Origin of the sequence: Streptomyces sp. NPDC005423, from assembly GCF_040606415.1 — a bacterium.
Taxonomy (GTDB): Bacteria; Actinomycetota; Actinomycetes; order Streptomycetales; family Streptomycetaceae; genus Streptomyces.
Genome location: NZ_JBEXET010000001.1, coordinates 502388 through 517878, shown reverse-complemented (window position 1 = coordinate 517878; position 15491 = coordinate 502388). Strand labels below are relative to the sequence as shown.

Annotated in this window: 15 protein-coding genes, 1 tRNA gene and 1 pseudogene; 8 read left to right on the top strand and 9 right to left on the bottom strand. The window is 71.3% G+C overall.

What is annotated here, in order from left to right; translation table 11 throughout:
• Positions 1-20: 20 nt before the first annotated feature.
• Positions 21-545: an FHA domain-containing protein gene (locus ABZT12_RS02325; protein ID WP_356375882.1), complete on the bottom strand. Its 525-nt coding sequence runs from the start codon at positions 543-545 to the stop codon at positions 21-23.
• 10 nt (positions 546-555) lie between these two features.
• Positions 556-1398: a DUF3662 and FHA domain-containing protein gene (locus ABZT12_RS02320; protein ID WP_356375879.1), complete on the bottom strand. Its 843-nt coding sequence runs from the start codon at positions 1396-1398 to the stop codon at positions 556-558.
• Between the two features lie 584 nt (positions 1399-1982).
• Here ABZT12_RS02320 and ABZT12_RS02315 point away from each other — a divergent pair.
• A tRNA-Leu gene (locus ABZT12_RS02315) sits at positions 1983-2066 on the top strand.
• 313 nt (positions 2067-2379) lie between these two features.
• Here ABZT12_RS02315 and ABZT12_RS02310 read toward each other — a convergent pair.
• Complete coding sequence (locus tag ABZT12_RS02310) at positions 2380-3033, bottom strand: NAD(P)H-dependent oxidoreductase (protein WP_356375876.1); 654 nt, start codon at positions 3031-3033, stop codon at positions 2380-2382.
• Between the two features lie 142 nt (positions 3034-3175).
• Between ABZT12_RS02310 and ABZT12_RS02305 the strand changes: the two genes are divergently transcribed.
• From ABZT12_RS02305 to ABZT12_RS02290, 4 genes and pseudogenes are all read left to right on the top strand, one after another.
• Positions 3176-3538 (top strand): helix-turn-helix domain-containing protein, encoded by a 363-nt coding sequence (locus ABZT12_RS02305; protein WP_356375873.1) that lies wholly within the window; start codon positions 3176-3178, stop codon positions 3536-3538.
• 175 nt (positions 3539-3713) lie between these two features.
• Entirely contained in the window at positions 3714-5129 is a 1416-nt protein-coding gene (locus ABZT12_RS02300) for a DUF2252 domain-containing protein (protein WP_356375870.1), read from the top strand.
• A gap of 453 nt (positions 5130-5582) precedes the next feature.
• Positions 5583-6332: pseudogene (locus ABZT12_RS02295) on the top strand (J domain-containing protein); the annotation flags it as partial.
• Between the two features lie 260 nt (positions 6333-6592).
• Positions 6593-6922, top strand: a complete 330-nt coding sequence (locus tag ABZT12_RS02290) for a rhodanese-like domain-containing protein (RefSeq protein ID WP_356376697.1) — start codon at positions 6593-6595, stop codon at positions 6920-6922.
• Between the two features lie 185 nt (positions 6923-7107).
• On the opposite strand, the gene ABZT12_RS02285 is transcribed toward ABZT12_RS02290, so the two are convergent.
• From ABZT12_RS02285 to paaA, 6 genes are all read right to left on the bottom strand, one after another.
• Positions 7108-8376 (bottom strand): acyl-CoA dehydrogenase family protein, encoded by a 1269-nt coding sequence (locus tag ABZT12_RS02285; RefSeq protein WP_356375867.1) that lies wholly within the window; start codon positions 8374-8376, stop codon positions 7108-7110.
• A 142-nt stretch (positions 8377-8518) separates the two neighbouring features.
• Positions 8519-9571 carry a 2Fe-2S iron-sulfur cluster-binding protein gene (locus ABZT12_RS02280; protein WP_356375864.1) on the bottom strand — a complete coding sequence of 351 codons (1053 nt, stop codon included), beginning with the start codon at positions 9569-9571 and terminating at the stop codon, positions 8519-8521.
• Positions 9571-10101 carry a 1,2-phenylacetyl-CoA epoxidase subunit PaaD gene (gene paaD, locus ABZT12_RS02275; protein ID WP_356375861.1) on the bottom strand — a complete coding sequence of 177 codons (531 nt, stop codon included), beginning with the start codon at positions 10099-10101 and terminating at the stop codon, positions 9571-9573. Before paaD ends, ABZT12_RS02280 begins: the two co-directional genes overlap by 1 nt.
• Positions 10095-10829, bottom strand: coding sequence for a 1,2-phenylacetyl-CoA epoxidase subunit PaaC (gene paaC / locus ABZT12_RS02270; RefSeq protein ID WP_356375858.1), 735 nt, complete (start codon positions 10827-10829; stop codon positions 10095-10097). Before paaC ends, paaD begins: the two co-directional genes overlap by 7 nt.
• Positions 10826-11113 (bottom strand): 1,2-phenylacetyl-CoA epoxidase subunit PaaB, encoded by a 288-nt coding sequence (gene paaB, locus ABZT12_RS02265; RefSeq protein WP_356375854.1) that lies wholly within the window; start codon positions 11111-11113, stop codon positions 10826-10828. Before paaB ends, paaC begins: the two co-directional genes overlap by 4 nt.
• On the bottom strand, positions 11110-12150 hold the full coding sequence (gene paaA, locus ABZT12_RS02260) for a 1,2-phenylacetyl-CoA epoxidase subunit PaaA (RefSeq protein ID WP_356375850.1): 1041 nt from the start codon (positions 12148-12150) through the stop codon (positions 11110-11112). The genes paaB and paaA overlap by 4 nt, the downstream gene beginning before the upstream one ends.
• 296 nt (positions 12151-12446) lie before the next feature.
• Between paaA and ABZT12_RS02255 the strand changes: the two genes are divergently transcribed.
• From ABZT12_RS02255 to ABZT12_RS02245, 3 genes are read left to right on the top strand one after another with little or no spacing between them, the layout of a single operon-like run.
• Positions 12447-13502, top strand: coding sequence for a DUF5819 family protein (locus ABZT12_RS02255; RefSeq protein ID WP_356375848.1), 1056 nt, complete (start codon positions 12447-12449; stop codon positions 13500-13502).
• Positions 13499-14719 (top strand): HTTM domain-containing protein, encoded by a 1221-nt coding sequence (locus ABZT12_RS02250; protein ID WP_356375845.1) that lies wholly within the window; start codon positions 13499-13501, stop codon positions 14717-14719. The genes ABZT12_RS02255 and ABZT12_RS02250 overlap by 4 nt, the downstream gene beginning before the upstream one ends.
• Positions 14716-15474, top strand: a complete 759-nt coding sequence (locus ABZT12_RS02245; RefSeq protein WP_356375842.1) for a TrmH family RNA methyltransferase — start codon at positions 14716-14718, stop codon at positions 15472-15474. Before ABZT12_RS02250 ends, ABZT12_RS02245 begins: the two co-directional genes overlap by 4 nt.
• Positions 15475-15491 lie beyond the last annotated feature (17 nt).

Below are 15491 nucleotides of genomic sequence, written 5' to 3'. Positions count from 1 at the left end.
CGCTCATTCATGACGTGGTACTACTTCCGCAGCTCGATGACGGTCTTGCCGATGCGGATCGGCGCGCCCAGCGGAATCGGTGTGGGGGTCGTCAGCCGGGACCGGTCCAGATAGGTGCCGTTGGTGGATCCGAGGTCCTCGACGATCCACTGGCCGTCGCGGTCCGGGTAGATCCTGGCATGACGGCTGGAGGCGTAGTCGTCGTCCAGCACGATCGTCGAGTCGTGCGCCCGGCCCAGGGTGACGGTCTGGCCCTGGAGGGCGACCGTCGTGCCCGTCAGGGTGCCTTCGCTGACGACGAGTTTGGTCGGGGCGCCGCGGCGCTGGCGGCCGCCGCCGGACTGCTGGCGCTGGGGCGGGGGTGCCGCCGCCGGCGTCTGCTGCCGGGCGGCCTGCTGCGGCCGTCCCGCGTCCCGTCGGGCCCCGCGCTGTGTGACACGCGTTCCGAACAGGTCGCTGCGGATGACCTGCACGGCCACGATCACGAACAGCCACAGTACGGCCAGGAAACCCAGCCGCATGACCGTGAGGGTCAGCTCTGACATTGCCCCCGCTTCACCCTTCGGCTTGCCGGTAAATGATGGTGGTGCTGCCCACGACGATCCGCGAGCCGTCGCGGAGCGTAGCGCGGGTGGTGTGCTGTCCGTCCACCACGATGCCGTTGGTGGACCCCAGATCCTGGATCGTCGAGGGCGTTCCGGTCCGGATCTCACAGTGCCGGCGCGATACGCCGGGGTCGTCGATCCGCACGTCGGCTTCGGTGCTGCGGCCCATCACCAGCGTCGGGCGGGAGATCTGGTGGCGGGCACCGTTGATCTCGACCCAGTAGCGGGTGCGTCCGCCGGCCGCCGGAGCGGCCGGGACGGGCTGGAGGTAGGGCGCGGAGCCGCCGCGGGCGCCCGCCGGCGGTGGTGCGGCCGGCATGGGCGGGGCGGCGGCCGGCGGGTAGCCGTAGCCGCCGGGACGGCCCGCGACCGGGGCGGCGGGGCCGGGGCCCGCGGGTGCGGGAGCCTGCTGGTTGGCGGTGGAGGCGAGCGTACGGCTGCGCACCCGGTACAGACCGGTGTCGAGGTCGTCCGCCTTCTCCAGGTGGACCTTGATGGGTCCCATGAAGGTGTAGCGCTGCTGCTTGGCGTAGTCGCGGACCATGCCGGCGAGCTCGTCGCCGAGCTGGCCGGAGTAGGGGCTGAGCCGGTCGAAGTCCGGCGTGCTCAGCTCCACGATGAAGTCGTTGGGTACGACGGTCCGGTCGCGGTTCCAGATGGTCGCGTTGTTGTCGCACTCCCGCTGGAGCGCGCCGGCGATCTCCACGGGCTGGACCTCGGACTTGAACACCTTGGCGAAGGTGCCGTTGACCAGACCTTCGAGGCGCTGCTCGAACTTCTTCAGGACTCCCATGGGGCACCTCCTCCGTCGTTTCCCTGGTACTGCTTACTGATCGTATCCACGCGCCGGTAAATCGGCTGGTTCCCCCTCGTCGGCCCGGTCGAACGGTGTCGACGCCTGCGGAGTTCCCTCCGCGGGGCCTCTTCGAACTCCTTCAGCACTACTCCTGCCCAGGATCGTAGAGGTGGCCGCAGACCAGTGTCCCGCACCTGACTGTGGACCTTGCCCGCCTCCTGGTGAGATGGCCCGGACCGGTACGAGGTTGATACGTGAAGCAGTACTCCTCGTCACGTATCCGGAGCCGCCGGCGGTTCAACGGCGGTCCGGGGCGTCCCGGGCGTCCCCAGCGCTGTTCCGGGCGGCCACCCGGAGGAGCTCTTCCACCGGACCGCTTCGCGGGGCGGTGCAGGTGACGGGGGGTGCGAGGGAGCGCGAGGGGGTTCGGACGGCGGCCGGCGGGCCCCGCGCGGCAGGGGGCCGAGGCCCCGGGCGGGGGGCGGATAAGGGATGTGAACCCACCCCATCCACCGTGCTAATCTTCTGCATGTCGGAAGGCGCCAGCCCGCAAGGGGGAAGGGCCCGAGGACACACCCAATGCGCGGGTGGCGGAATAGGCAGACGCGCTGGATTCAGGTTCCAGTGCCCGAAAGGGCGTGGGGGTTCAACTCCCCCCTCGCGCACAGCGGAGCACCGAAGCTGGTGCTCAGGCAGCAACGACGAACGGTCGGCATCGTGATCACGATGCCGACCGTTTTGTTGTGCTCACTGTGGCGCTCGTGTCCTGTGTTTGCGGGAGAGCGGGGCCGCCGAGGGTCGGGATCGGGCCTACGGCGGTCCCGTTTCTCTCAGGTGCTGACTTCCGGTCGCGCTGCCGTGCCGGGTGTGCCGGGTGTTCCGGCGTGAGTCGCTGGTGCCCGCCCCTTGTGAGGAAGGTCTCAGGGGTCGAGGCGTCGCGCCGGGGCGGCGCGGCCGGTGCGGGCCGGCGTGAGGTGGTCAGGCGGCGAGGCGTTCGGCGAGTTCCTTGGCCTTGGTGGTGGCGTCGTCGAGCGCGCGTTGGCGGGAGGCCTCGAAGAGCGGGATCAGGTCGGTCATCGCCGGGTTGTGAGGGGCCATGGTCAGTTCCGGGACGATGAAGTGCACGTCCGCGCCGAGGGCGTCGGCGAGGATCGTCCGCAGGTAGTTCTGGACGTACTCGGAGCCCTCGCGCGGGGTGCCCGGCGCGTAGGAGCCGCCGCGGCTGGCGATCACGGTGACCGGGGTCCCCTTGACCTTCGACTCCTCGGTGGCGGCGGTGCGTCCTATCAGGATCACGTTGTCCAGCCATGCCTTCAGGGTCGAGGGGATCGTGAAGTTGTACATGGGGGCGCCGATCAACACCGCGTCCGCCTGCTCCAGTTCCTCGATCAGTCGCACACGCTCGGCGAAGGCCGCCGCCTGCTCGGGGGTGTGGGTGGCCGGGTCGGCGAAACCGGCGCTGTGGGCGTCGGCGGTGATGTGGGGGACGGGGTGCGCGTCGAGATCGCGGTGGATCACCGTGCCCTCCGGGTGCTGCTCCTCCCAGGCCGCGCGGAAGGCGTCGGCGACGATGCGGGAGGTGGAAATGCCGGCGGGGGACACGGAGGAGTCGATGTGCAGAAGCGTGGCCATGGGGGTCTCCGGAAAAGGGCGCAGCGGGGCGAAGCCTCGTGGGAACGAGGCCGGGCAGGGGCTAAAGATTCGTACTCGACTATGGATAACACAGGTACTTACTTTTTTTCATCCCTATGGGGTAGGGCAGTACTCTGAAGCCATGGCGGTCGAGCAGGGACATGGCATCGGTGTGTGCAAGAAGGTCGACGACGGCATCACCCGTGTCTTCCAGCTGCTCGGAAAGCGCTGGACCGGCCCGATCGTCGCCGTGCTGCAAGGCGAGCCCGTGCACTTCGCCGATCTGCGCAGAGCCATCCCCGGCATCAGCGAGCGCATGCTCTCCGACCGGCTCACCGAACTCGGCGCCGCGGGCCTGCTGGTGCGCGAGGTCGACGAGGGCCCGCCGCTGCGCGTCTGCTACCGCCTGACGGAGTCGGGAACCGCCCTGGAACCGGCGCTCCGCGAACTCGGCGAGTGGGCGAAGGCGCATCTGCCCGAAGGACGGCAGCCGGGGAGCTGTTGATCTGTCCCGCCGGGGCCGCGGTTGACGGCAGGGCGCGGCTGCCGTCGCGGCACCCGGTTTTCCACAGCTGTGGAGTTGTCCACAGGGTCTGACGCGCATCCACCACCGGCTGTACCGTCATGGCCAGTTGATGTTCGTCCAGCTGTGCGCTGGGCTCACGGGGGAGGCGGTCGTCATGACCGAGGTCGGTGTACACGCGGATGTGAGACGGCGGCTGCCGAAGGTGCGGGGCTTCGCCGAATGGCCCGTCGAGGGGTCGCCCAAGGAAGAGGGAAAGGCACTGCGCGCCCGGATCCCGCGCCGCTCGCACGCGGCGCTCGACACGGACGGCTCCCGCCCCGGCGCGGTGAGCGCCGTCGAGGAATCCGGCCGCGGACGCATAGCGGGACTCACCCCGATCCGGGTCGGCAGAATGGCGGCCACACCGTTCGCCTTCCTGCGCGGCTCCGCCGGCCTCATGGCCTACGACCTCGCGCGCACCCCCATGACCCGGATCGGCGCCCAGATCTGCGGCGACGCCCACGCGGCCAACTTCGGCCTCTACGGCGACGCGCGCGGCGGCCTGGTCATCGACCTCAACGACTTCGACGAAACCGTCCACGGCCCCTGGGAATGGGACCTCAAGCGGCTCGCCGCCTCGCTGGTGCTCGCGGGCCGGGAGGCGGGCGCGGACGAGGACATCTGCCGCCAGGCGGCGCACGGCGCGGTCGGCGCCTACCGCCGCACGATGCGACTCCTGGCCAGACTCTCCGTACTGGACGCGTGGAACGCCATCGCGGACGAGGAACTCGTCTCCCACACCGACGCCCACGACCTGCTCGGCACGCTGGAACGGGTCTCGGAGAAAGCGCGGGCCAACACCAGCGGGCGCTTCGCCGCCAAGTCGACCGAAGCCGTCGAGGACGGCGGGCGCCGCTTCGTCGACGCCTCACCGGTGCTGCGCCGCATACCCGACACGGAGGCGGCGGCGGTGGCCGCCTCCCTGGAGCACTACCTGGCCACGCTCTCCGAAGACCGCCTCCCGCTACTGGCCCGCCACACCGTGCACGACGTCGCCTTCCGGGTCGTCGGCACCGGCAGCGTGGGCACCCGGTCCTACGTCGTCCTGCTCCTCGACCACCGCGGCGAACCCCTCGTCCTCCAAGTGAAGGAGGCCCGCCCCTCCGCCCTGGTACCGCATCTGGCGACCGCCGGGTTCGACACGCCGTCCGTCGAACACGAAGGACGCCGCGTGGTCCTCGGACAGAAGCGCATGCAGGTCGTCAGCGACATCCTGCTGGGCTGGACCACGGTCGACGGACTGCCGTTCCAGGTACGGCAGTTCCGCAACCGCAAAGGCAGCGTCGACCCGGCCGCCCTCGCCGCCGACCAGATCGACGACTACGGCCGGATGACCGGCGCCCTGCTGGCCCGCGCCCACGCCCACAGCGCCGACCCGCGGCTCATCGCCGGCTACTGCGGCAAGAACGAGGAACTCGACGACGCCATAGCCGAGTTCGCCGTCGCCTACGCCGACCGCACGGAGGCGGACCACGCGGAACTCGTGACAGCGGTGCGATCCGGCCGGATCGCGGCCGAGCTGGGCGTCTGAGCGGGGCGGAGAGCGGGGCGGGGGGCTGCGTTGCATGGGAGTTGTTCCGGTGGGGGCAGCCGTCAGGGTGAGACAGCCGTTGTGGCGGGGTCGGCCGTTCTGGTGGGCGCGGAGCTGACGATGGGGGAGGGGGACGGAGGACGGAGGGAGGGGGGAGGGGGAGGGGCCCCTAGCGGACGCAGACCGTTTCCGGGTCGGCGTGCCGGTCTCCGTCTTCTGACAGCCCCACCAGGCGGCACCGGTCGGCATCGGCGTGTGGCCTAGGCTGGGCGGGTGACGACCCCGGAAGAGCAGTTTCCCTCCGCGCCCGTTGATGAACCGGTGCGGGAGCAGGTGGGCGCCGAGAACGGCGTGACCGCGTCCGCCGGCGGAGCTGAGCCGGGGGTTGACGCGGTCGACGCGGAGACGCCGTCGGCGCCCGAGGAGAGTGCGGCGCCGCGGCCCGAAGCGCGGTTGGAGCGGGCTGTGCGCGCCGCCGAGCAGGCACTGATCGAATACGAGATCGCGGTGGAGACGTTCCGCGTCGAGGTCGAGAACTTCTCGCGGCTGCACCACCAGAAGCTCGGCCCGATGTACTCCCGGCTCGATGAGCTGGACGCCCAGATCGCGGAAGTGACGGCCGCCCGCACCGGTGACCCGGAGGACATCCGCAAGGCGGACGAGGCTCGGGCCCGGGTGATGCCGATGCCCGCAGTGGAGGAACTGTTCCACGGCTGGATGGATGGCGACGGACTCTTCCCGGAGGCCGCCGCGATGCTCACCGAGCAGCCGGTTCGGCCCCCGCAGCGGGTGCGCCCGAGTGAGGAGGCGCGCAAGCTCTACCGCGAACTGGCCCGTAAGGCCCACCCGGACCTGGCGCAGGACGACGGGGAACGCAAGCGGCGCGAGGAGTTCATCACCCGGGTCAACGCGGCCTACAGCCGTGGCGACGCGCCGCTCTTGCGCGAGCTGGCCGAGGAGTGGGCGGCGGGGCCGGCGCCCGAGGAGCGGGGCCCGACCCCCAGCGAGGAGTTGTACGCCCGCCTCGAGTGGCTCGCCCAGCGCAAGGAACTGCTCAGCTACGTAGCCCGGGAACTGGAGGAGGGCGCGATCGGCGGGATGCTCCGGCTCGCTCCGGACGACCCCGACCGGCTGCTCGACGAGATCGCCGAACAACTCCTCGCCCAGGTCGCCGAGCGCGAGGCGGAACTCGCGGCGCTGCTCGCGGACCGGGAGGCCCCCGCCGACGCGTATGCCCCCGGGGTCGCGCACGCGACGGGCGCGACGGACGTCCCCGGCGTCGGGGGTGCAGCGGACGCCGGAAACGTCTCGAACGTGCCGAACGGATCGGGCGTGCCTAACGGACCGGACGGCTCGGACGCGTCGGTTGTCCCGGGAGCGCCGGGGACGCCGGAGGGTTCGGACACTCCGGCCGGGCCGGTTGACCCGTCGGGTAGCGTCGGGGCATGAGTTTCGGAGCTGGTGTGCCCACGGCCGAGGTCGGGGACCTCAAGGACGGCGACTTCCTGCTGGACGTTCGCGAGGACGACGAGTGGCAGGCGGGCCACGCCGAAGGGGCACTGCACATCCCCATCAGCGAATTCGTGGGCCGGTACGGCGAGTTGACCGAGGCGGCGCCGCAGGACGGGCGGATCCATGTGATCTGCCGCTCCGGCGGGCGTTCGGCTCAGGTCACGATGTACCTGGTCCAGCAGGGCATCGACGCCGTGAACGTCGACGGCGGTATGCAGGTGTGGCAGGCCGCGGGCCGCCCCGTAGTGACGGACGAGGGACAGCCGGGCATCGTCATCTAGTCCGCCTGGGCCGGCATCCGTCTGGGCTTTTATCCGCCTGGACTCTCGGCTGTCTCGGCCCGTTTCCGCTCGCACCTCCGTCGCACACGCCCCTGTCCGCCCGCACTTCTGCCTGCCTGGACCTGGGCTGTCCTAACCCCAGTCCTGTCCGGACCCAGGCCTGTCCCCCCCTTTGCTCGCTCGGCTCAGCCGCCCAGCGGGTGGGCGGCCAACAGGTCTCCCAGGGCTTCCTCGTGTGCCGCCGCCGGGCCGAGGGACAGTTCAAGGTGCTTGGCCCAGGCGTGGTACCGGTGCAGCGGGTAGTCCGTGTCGGCGCCGAAGCCGCCGTGCAGATGCTGTGCCGTCTGCACGACTCGTCGTACGCCCTCCGAGGCCCAGATCTTCGCCACGGCGATGTCGGCGGCGGCGGGCAGCGCGCCCTGTGCTCCCGAGGCGATGCGCCATGTCGCCTGCCACAGGGTGGCTTCCATCGCGCGCAGGTCGATGTAACGGTCGGCGGCCTGTACGGCGACGGCCTGGAAGGTGGCGACCGGGAACCCGAACTGCTCCCGCTTGCCGACGTATTCGCTCGTCATCCGCAGGACGGCGGACCCCAGTCCGAGTGCCAGCGCGCACGTGCCGCAGGCCAGCAGGGCGCGCATCCACTCCCAGGCGCCGTCCGCCTCGATGACGTCGACGGCGTCGATCCGGGCCGATTCCAGGCGTACTTCGGCGAGCCGCTCGCCGGTCGTGGAGATCTGCTCGGCCAGTACGACGCCTTGGTGGCCCGGAGCGACCAGCGCGAGGACCGTCCGGCCGCTGTCCGTGTGCGCCGGTACGAGGGTGAAGTCGGCGTTGTGCGCCCACGGGACGGCCGTCTGTACGCCGTCCAGCACCCATCCGGCGCCGTCTCCAGTTCCGTTCTCAGCCGCGTCCCGAGACCTGTCCCCTGTCCCATCCCCAGTCCTGTCTCCGACCTCCCCTTCATCCCTCTCGCGGCTTCCCTCGTCGGCTCCGTCTCCTGCCCGCTCCTGCGGTTCGTCCCGCCGTGCGGTGACGGCGAGTTCGGCCCGATCGTGGCCTGTGCGGCCGTGGGCGGCGGCTGTCAGTACGAGTTCGCCGCGGCCGGCACGGGCGAGGATCCGGGACTTCAACTCCGCGTCGCCGTAGGCCTGTACGGTCGCCGCGGCGGCGCTGTGCTCCAGCAGCGGCACCCGGGCCAGTACCGTCGCGGACTCGCGCAGGACCAGGGACAGGGCGATGGCGTCGAGCCCCGCTCCGCCGTACTGCGGGTCGAGCAGCAGGCTGAGGAGGTCGGCGTCGGCGAGCTTGGTCCACAGGAGGCGGTCGAAGTCGTCGGCGACGGCGCCCGTGGTGTCCGACGGGCTGGGCACGCCGTCCGGCGCGACCCCCGCGAACACCCCCTTCGCCGCTTCCGCCGCCGCCTGCTGCTCCTCGGTGAAGGTGAAGTCCACGGTCCCTGTCCTCCCACGCGCACACCGGTCAACACCCCGGTCCCCGACCAGATCTGACGGAGCGTCAAGATAGAACAGGTTCTAGGAGAAGGGAACGGGTCGCAGCCCGGGGTCCGTGGTTCGCGTAGGCCGGTTGTCGCCGTTACCGGTCGAAGTCCACCTCCACGCGCTCCGTCGCCGGACGCGACTGGCAGGCCAGTACGTAGCCGGCCGCCGTCTCCTCCGGTTCCAGCGCGAAATTGCGGTCCATGCGGACCTCGCCGGAGACCAGGAAGGCCCGGCAGGTGCCGCAGACGCCGCCCTTGCACGCGTAGGGCGCGTCGGGCCGGTTGCGCAGCACGGCGTCCAGCACGGATTCGCCCTCCCGTACGGGCCAGGTCCCGCCGCGTCCGTCGAGCCGGGCGGTCACCGTACTGTGGGCGGGTATCGCGGTGGTGACGACGGGTGCGGGGTCCACGTGGAAGATCTCCTCGTGAATGCGCGTACGCGGCACTCCCAGTTCCCGCAGCGCCTGTTCCGCGCCCTGCACCAGTCCGAACGGCCCGCACAGGAACCATCCCGCGACGGCCGCCGTCGGCAGCAGCGCCGGCAGGAGTTCGGTCAGCCGCTCCCGGTCGAGCCGGCCGGACGGCAGTCCTGCCTGTTGTTCCTCCCGGGAGACCACGGTGACCAGCTGGAACCGCTCCGGATACCGGTCCTTCAGGTCGGCGACCTCCTCCAGGAACATCGTCGAAGCGGCCGTGCGGTCGCTGCGGAGCAGACAGAACCGGGCCCGGGGCTCGCTCGCCAGCAAGGTGGTGACGATCGACAGCACCGGTGTGATGCCGCTGCCGCCGACGATCGCCGCGTACAGCGCGGGAGCGGGCTCCAGGGTGAAACGGCCGGCCGGGGTCATCACCTCCAGCTCGTCCCCGACGGCGATCTCCTTGAGCGCGTACGTCGAGAAGGCGCCGCCCTCGACCAGCCGCACCCCGATCCGCAGGGTGTGCGGGCCGTCGGCGGCGGGGGCCGGGGAGCAGATCGAGTAGGTGCGCCTGATCTCCGTGCCGTCGATCGTGCGCCGCAGGGCGAGATGCTGGCCCGGCGCGTGCCGGAACTCCTCGCGCAGCTCCGGTGGCACGGTCAGCGTCAGGGCCACGGCGTCGTCGGTGAGCCGGTCGACCGCGGCCACCGGGAGCGGGTGGAAGCGGGCCATCACAACTCCTTGAAGTGGTCGAACGGTTCGCGGCAGGCAAGGCAGCGCCGCAGCGCCTTGCACGCGGTGGAGGAGAACCGGCTGAGCAGCTCCGTCCGGGCCGAGTCGCAGTACGGGCAGCGCACGGGGTCCGGCTCGGCGGCGGCCGTGCGCGTCGGGCCCAGGTCGAGCGCGACGGGTCCCGACGACACCAGCCCCGGGCGGGGTGGCGCGATGCCGAACTCCCTGAGTTTGCGGCGCCCTTCGGCGGAGATGTCGTCCGTGGACCAGGCGGGGGCGAGCACCGTGCGGACGGTGACCTCCCGTATGCCGTGGGCGTGCAGGACCCGCTCTATGTCCGAGGACATGGCTTCGATCGCGGGGCAGCCGGTGTAGGTCGGCGTCAGTTCGACCTCGACCGTGTCGGCGTCGTGCACCCGCACCGCGCGTACGACGCCCAGTTCCTGGAGGGTGAGCACGGGCAGCTCGGGGTCGGGCACCGAACCGGCGACCTCCAGCAGCTCCGCCTCCAGCGGGGTGATCGTCACCATGACGCCCCCGGGTGGCTGCGGTGCAGATGCTGCATCTCGGCGAGCATCCGCCCGAAGGGCTCGGTGTGCAGCCCCTGGCGGCCGGCGCCGGCCGCCCATCCGCCGTACCGGGGCCCTTCGGGGAGGGTCAGGGTGGCCCGGCGCAGGATGTCCTCGACGGACTCCAGCCAGACCGCGTCCAGGGTCTTCCAGTCGATGTCCACTCCGTCGACGGGCTGGAACATCTCGCCGGTGTACCGCCACAGGGCTTCGCAGGCCTGCCGCACGCGCGCGTGGCTGACGTCGGTGCCGTCGCCGAGCCGCAGCGTCCACTGCTCGGCGTGGTCGCGGTGGTAGGCGACCTCCTTGACGGCTTTCGCGGCGAGCGGGGTGAACGGGCCGTGCCCTGCGGCCAGTTCGGCGTACAGCAGGTGCTGGTAGGTGGAGAAGTACAGCTGGCGGACGATGGTGTGGGCGAAGTCGCCGTTGGGCCGTTCCACCAGTTGGAGGTTGCGGAAGGCGCGCTCCTCGCGCAGGTACGCCAGTTCGTCCTCGTCGCCGGCCATCGACAGCAGGACGCGGGCCTGGCCCAGCAGGTCCAGCGCGATGTTGGCGAGGGCGACCTCCTCCTCCAGGACGGGGGCATGGCCGGCCCACTCCCCCAGGCGGTGGGAGAGCACCAGGGCGTCGTCACCCAGCGCGAGGGCGGCCGTCGTAGGGGCCGTGGTGGTGGGGTCGGGGGCGGTCACAGGTGTTTCACCCCCTCCGGGATCTCGTAGAACGTCGGGTGGCGGTAGGGCTTGTCGGCGGACGGGTCGAAGAACGGGTCCTTCTCGTCGGGCGAGGAGGCGGTGATCCCGGCCGAGGGGACGACCCAGATCGAGACGCCCTCGCCGCGCCGGGTGTACAGGTCGCGGGCGTTGCGCAGGGCGAACTCCGCGTCCGGTGCGTGCAGGCTGCCGGCGTGGGTGTGGGAGAGGCCGCGGCGTGAGCGGACGAAGACCTCCCACAGAGGCCAGTCGTTGTCGGTCATGCCTGCTCTCCTTCTGCCCCGCCGGGCGCTGTCGTCCCGGTGTGTCCCGTTGTCGCGGCGTGCCTGGCCGCGTAGGCGGCGGCCGCCTCGCGTACCCAGGCGCCCTCCTCGTGGGCGCGCCTGCGTTGGGTGATCCGTTGTTCGTTGCACGGGCCGTTGCCCCTGAGGACCTGGTGGAACTCGGTCCAGTCGATCGCCCCGAAGTCGTGTCTGGCGAGCTCCTCGTTCCACTTCAGGTCCGGGTCGGGCAGGGTCAGGCCGAGGGAGTCGGCCTGGGGGACGCAGATGTCGACGAAGCGCTGGCGCAGTTCGTCGTTGGAATGGCGCTTGATCTTCCACGCCATCGACTGCGCCGAGTGCGCGGACTCGTCGTCGGGCGGCCCGAACATCATCAGGGACGGCCACCACCAGCGGTCGACCGCGTCCTGCGCCATCGCGTGCTGTTCGGGGGTGCCGCGGCTGAGGGCGAGCAGCAGCTCGTATCCCTGGCGCTGGTGGAAGGACTCCTCCTTGCACACGCGGACCATCGCCCGCGCGTAGGGCCCGTAGGAGCAGCGGCACAAGGGGACCTGGTTGGTGATCGCGGCGCCGTCCACCAGCCAGCCGATGGCGCCGACGTCCGCCCAGGTCAACGTCGGGTAGTTGAAGATCGAGGAGTATTTCTGGCGGCCGCTGTGCAGTTTGTCGAGCAGTTCGTCGCGGCCGGTGCCGAGCGTTTCGGCGGCGCTGTAGAGGTACAGACCGTGGCCGGCCTCGTCCTGGACCTTGGCCATCAGGATCGCCTTGCGGCGCAGGGAGGGTGCGCGCGTGATCCAGTTGGCCTCCGGCTGCATGCCGATGATCTCGGAGTGCGCGTGCTGGGCGATCTGCCGGACGAGTGTGGCGCGGTACGCGTCGGGCATCCAGTCGCGGGGCTCGATGCGCTCGTCCGCGGCCACGGCGGCGTCGAAGGCGCGCTGGTAGCCGTCGGTGTCGACGTCGTCCTGTGCGCCGTACGCCTGTGTACGGGCCGTCTGGTGCGCGGCTGCTGTCGCCATGCGGTCCCCCTTGACCTCGGGCTCTGCCTGAACACTCTCCCGACCGATCGTTCGGTTCGGCGATTCAATGGTGAGGCGGGGCGCCGTAAAGTGTCAACCGCTGTGGATAACCTGCGGGCGTCGGCTGTGGACAACCGGAGGAACGCCTGTGCCGTCGGGGCTGTGCCGGGCCGACCGGTCTGAGTACGGTTCCCCCGTGCGAGCGTCGTCGAACGGTGGCGCGGGGGTGATTCGACGCCCTCCGTCCGTCCGGGAGCCGGAAGGACGAGCGGCATCGGGAGACGAGGCGGAGCGGAATGGACGCGCACGACGGGGGCCCGAACGCTCCGCGGAAGCCGGGCCGGACGGACGCGGCAGACCCAGCGCAACCCTCGGGCCCAGCGAAACCCTCGGCCCCCGCGGACTCTGCGGCTCCTGCGGAGGCGCCGGACGCCTCGGACGCCCCTCCCGCGCCCACTGCTCCGACCGTGCCGCCCACGCCGGGCGCGCCACGTGACACGCACACGCCGGGCCACACCGGCACACCGGCGCTACCCAGCACGCTGACCGGACCGGACACATCGACCGGATCGGACATGTCGGCCGCACCGGACAGGTTGGACAGGTCCGTCCCGCCCCAGTCCCGGTCCCCCTGGCCCTCTCCCGTGCCCCCTGCCGCTCCCACCTCGGCCGTCGGGCCTGTCCCCGCTCTGACTCCCGCGCCCCGGCCTGTGATCGCAGCCCTCTCCCTGCGCTATCAGATCGGTGCCGCGCTGACGGTCGCGGTCGTGGCTGTCGTGGTCGTGGTGCATCTGGGGATGGTGTTCCTGCATGTGGCACCGGCGAACACGGTGACCAAGCAGCACGGCAAGGCGATAGAGGAGTGGGTCTACCCGGAGTTCGAGCAGAACTGGAAGCTCTTCGCGCCGAACCCGTTGCAGCAGAACATCGCGGTCCAGGTCCGCGCCCAGGTCCGCTCCGCGGCCGGTGTGAGCAGTACGACGGGCTGGTACGACCTGTCGGCCGAGGACGGCCGGTCCATCGACGGCAACTTGGTGCCGTCCCACACCCAGCAGAACGAGCTGCGCCGGTCCCTGGACTTCTACCTCGCCACGCACGACGCCGACAACCGCCCGGCCGGGCTGCGGGGTTCGCTCGCGGAGCAGTATCTGCGGCGGATCGTCGTGCTGCGCCTCGGCCGTGACGACGCGGCCGGCGCGGGGGGTGCCGTCGCGCGCGTGCAGGTCCGTTCCGTCACCACCAACGTGCCCCCGCCCGACTGGAGCGACGAGCAGGTGTCCCCCACGCCCGTGTACCGCGTGCTGCCCTGGTGGTCCGTTCCGGCCGACGAGGCCCGGGGAGGTGTCCGGTGAACCGCTTCGCCCTGTCGGTCTCCCGGGGCGTCGCCCGTGTCACCGAGTCGGCGCTCGGCCCCCACCAGGCCGCCGTGATCCGTATCGGCTTCAGCGCCACCTGGCTGCTGTTCCTGCTGCGCGAGCTGCCCCACCGCCAGGAGCTGTACGGCCCCGACGGACCGTGGAGCTGGGACCTGGCCCGTCAACTGACGGCGGACAACGGGGCGTTCACGGTCCTGATGTGGTCCGACGGCCGGTTCTGGTTCGAGACGGTCTACGCGCTGGCCCTTCTGTCGAGCGTCCTGCTGCTGCTCGGCTGGCGCACCCGCACCCTGTCCGTGCTCTTCATGGTGGGCGTGCTCTCGTTGCAGAACCGCAGCATCTTCGTGGGGGACGGCGGCGACAACGTCCTGCACCTGATGTCCCTCTACCTGGTCTTCACGCGCTGCGGCCAGGTCTGGTCCCTGGACGCCCGGCGGGCCCGGGTCGCGGCGGCACGCGCGCGTGGGGAGCGTTCCGCGGACCGGGTCGGTCCCGGTCTGTGGATCGTGTCCGGCGCGGTGCTGACGGCGGTGACGGCGGGAGGCGCGTTCGACGGCGACTGGTTCGTGCCCGCGCTCCTGTGGGCCGTGTGGGGGGCGCAGACCCTGCGGTGGGTGGTGATGCGGCGCACGCGTACGGCGGAGCCCAGGATCCTGCTCGACGTCGCCGCGAACGTGCTCCACAACGGCGCGCTGTTCGTGATCGCGGCCGAGGCGTGCCTGATCTACGCCACGGCCGGCTGGTACAAGATCCAGGGGTCGCGCTGGCAGGACGGTACGGCGGTCTACTACCCGCTGCACCTCGACTCCTTCTCGCCCTGGCCCGGCCTCGCCGATCTGCTGTCCTCCAGCGGCACGATGGTGCTGCTGGTGACCTACGGGACGGTGATCGTGCAGGTCGCCTTCCCGTTCACGCTGTTCAACCGGCGGGTGAAGAACGTGCTGCTCGCCGTGATGATGACCGAGCACGCGGTGATCGCCGTGGTCCTCGGGCTGCCGTTCTTCTCGCTGGCGATGATCTCGGCGGACGCCGTGTTCCTGCCGACGGCGTTCCTGCTGCTCCTGGGCGGCTGGACGGCACGCGCGCGTGGACGGCTGTTTCCCCGGGCCGGCCGTACGCTGCCGGGCGCCCCCGGGGGACCGCCGCGCATCCCGGAGAACCCCGAGACCGGCCACGTAGGCTCATCGGCATGAGCGATCCCGCGGCAAGCGCCTGGCACCGGCCGGCCGACACCTCGGTGCTGCTCGACGGCTTCCACGCCCTCAAGCACGCGGTGCGCTTCGGGGCCGAGGTCACGTCGGCGGTCACCACCGATCGGCGCGCCACCCTCGCCCTCGCCGACGAACTGGCCCCGGACGTACGGGACACCCTGGACGCCCTGCTGACCGAGGTCGCGGAGGACACGTACCGCTCCCTGGTGCCGCGTCCGCATCCGACAGGGGTGGCGGCCCTGGCCGTACGTCCCTCCAGGGAGGGCAATCTGGAGCGGCTCCGGCGCACGCCCCGGAGTGCGCCTGTCGTGGTTCTCGACCATCCGCGCAACCTGGGGAACGCGGGCGCGGTGATCCGGCTGGCGGCCGGCTTCGCGGCGACCGGGGTGGTCACCACCGGCACGCTCGACCCGTGGCATCCGACCGTGGTGCGCGGCGGGGCCGGGCTGCACTTCGCGACCGCCGTGGAGCGGCTGGCCGTGGACGAGCTGCCGTCCGGGCCGGTGTTCGCCCTCGACCCGGAGGGTGAGGACATCCGGGGGCTGGAGTTTCCGGACGACGCAGTGCTCGCCTTCGGCTCCGAGCGCAGTGGTCTCTCCGCCGAACTCCGGTCGCGCGCCGACCGGTTGGTGGCGCTGCCGATGCGCCCCCAGGTCTCCAGCTACAACCTCGCGACCAGTGTGGCCATGACGCTGTACCACTGGAGCGCCACCGGGGGCGCACCACCCGCCTCCTAGTACCACCGGGAGGCGCT

Coding starts and splice junctions, on each gene's coding strand:
- ABZT12_RS02325 (WP_356375882.1), bottom strand. CDS start 545: ATGTCAGAGCTGACCCTCACGGTCATGCGGCTGGGTTTCCTGGCCGTA.
- ABZT12_RS02320 (WP_356375879.1), bottom strand. CDS start 1,398: ATGGGAGTCCTGAAGAAGTTCGAGCAGCGCCTCGAAGGTCTGGTCAAC.
- ABZT12_RS02310 (WP_356375876.1), bottom strand. CDS start 3,033: ATGGCCACGCTTCTGCACATCGACTCCTCCGTGTCCCCCGCCGGCATT.
- ABZT12_RS02305 (WP_356375873.1), top strand. CDS start 3,176: ATGGCGGTCGAGCAGGGACATGGCATCGGTGTGTGCAAGAAGGTCGAC.
- ABZT12_RS02300 (WP_356375870.1), top strand. CDS start 3,714: ATGACCGAGGTCGGTGTACACGCGGATGTGAGACGGCGGCTGCCGAAG.
- ABZT12_RS02280 (WP_356375864.1), bottom strand. CDS start 9,571: ATGGCCCGCTTCCACCCGCTCCCGGTGGCCGCGGTCGACCGGCTCACC.
- paaD (WP_356375861.1), bottom strand. CDS start 10,101: ATGGTGACGATCACCCCGCTGGAGGCGGAGCTGCTGGAGGTCGCCGGT.
- paaB (WP_356375854.1), bottom strand. CDS start 11,113: ATGACCGACAACGACTGGCCTCTGTGGGAGGTCTTCGTCCGCTCACGC.
- paaA (WP_356375850.1), bottom strand. CDS start 12,150: ATGGCGACAGCAGCCGCGCACCAGACGGCCCGTACACAGGCGTACGGC.
- ABZT12_RS02255 (WP_356375848.1), top strand. CDS start 12,447: ATGGACGCGCACGACGGGGGCCCGAACGCTCCGCGGAAGCCGGGCCGG.
- ABZT12_RS02245 (WP_356375842.1), top strand. CDS start 14,716: ATGAGCGATCCCGCGGCAAGCGCCTGGCACCGGCCGGCCGACACCTCG.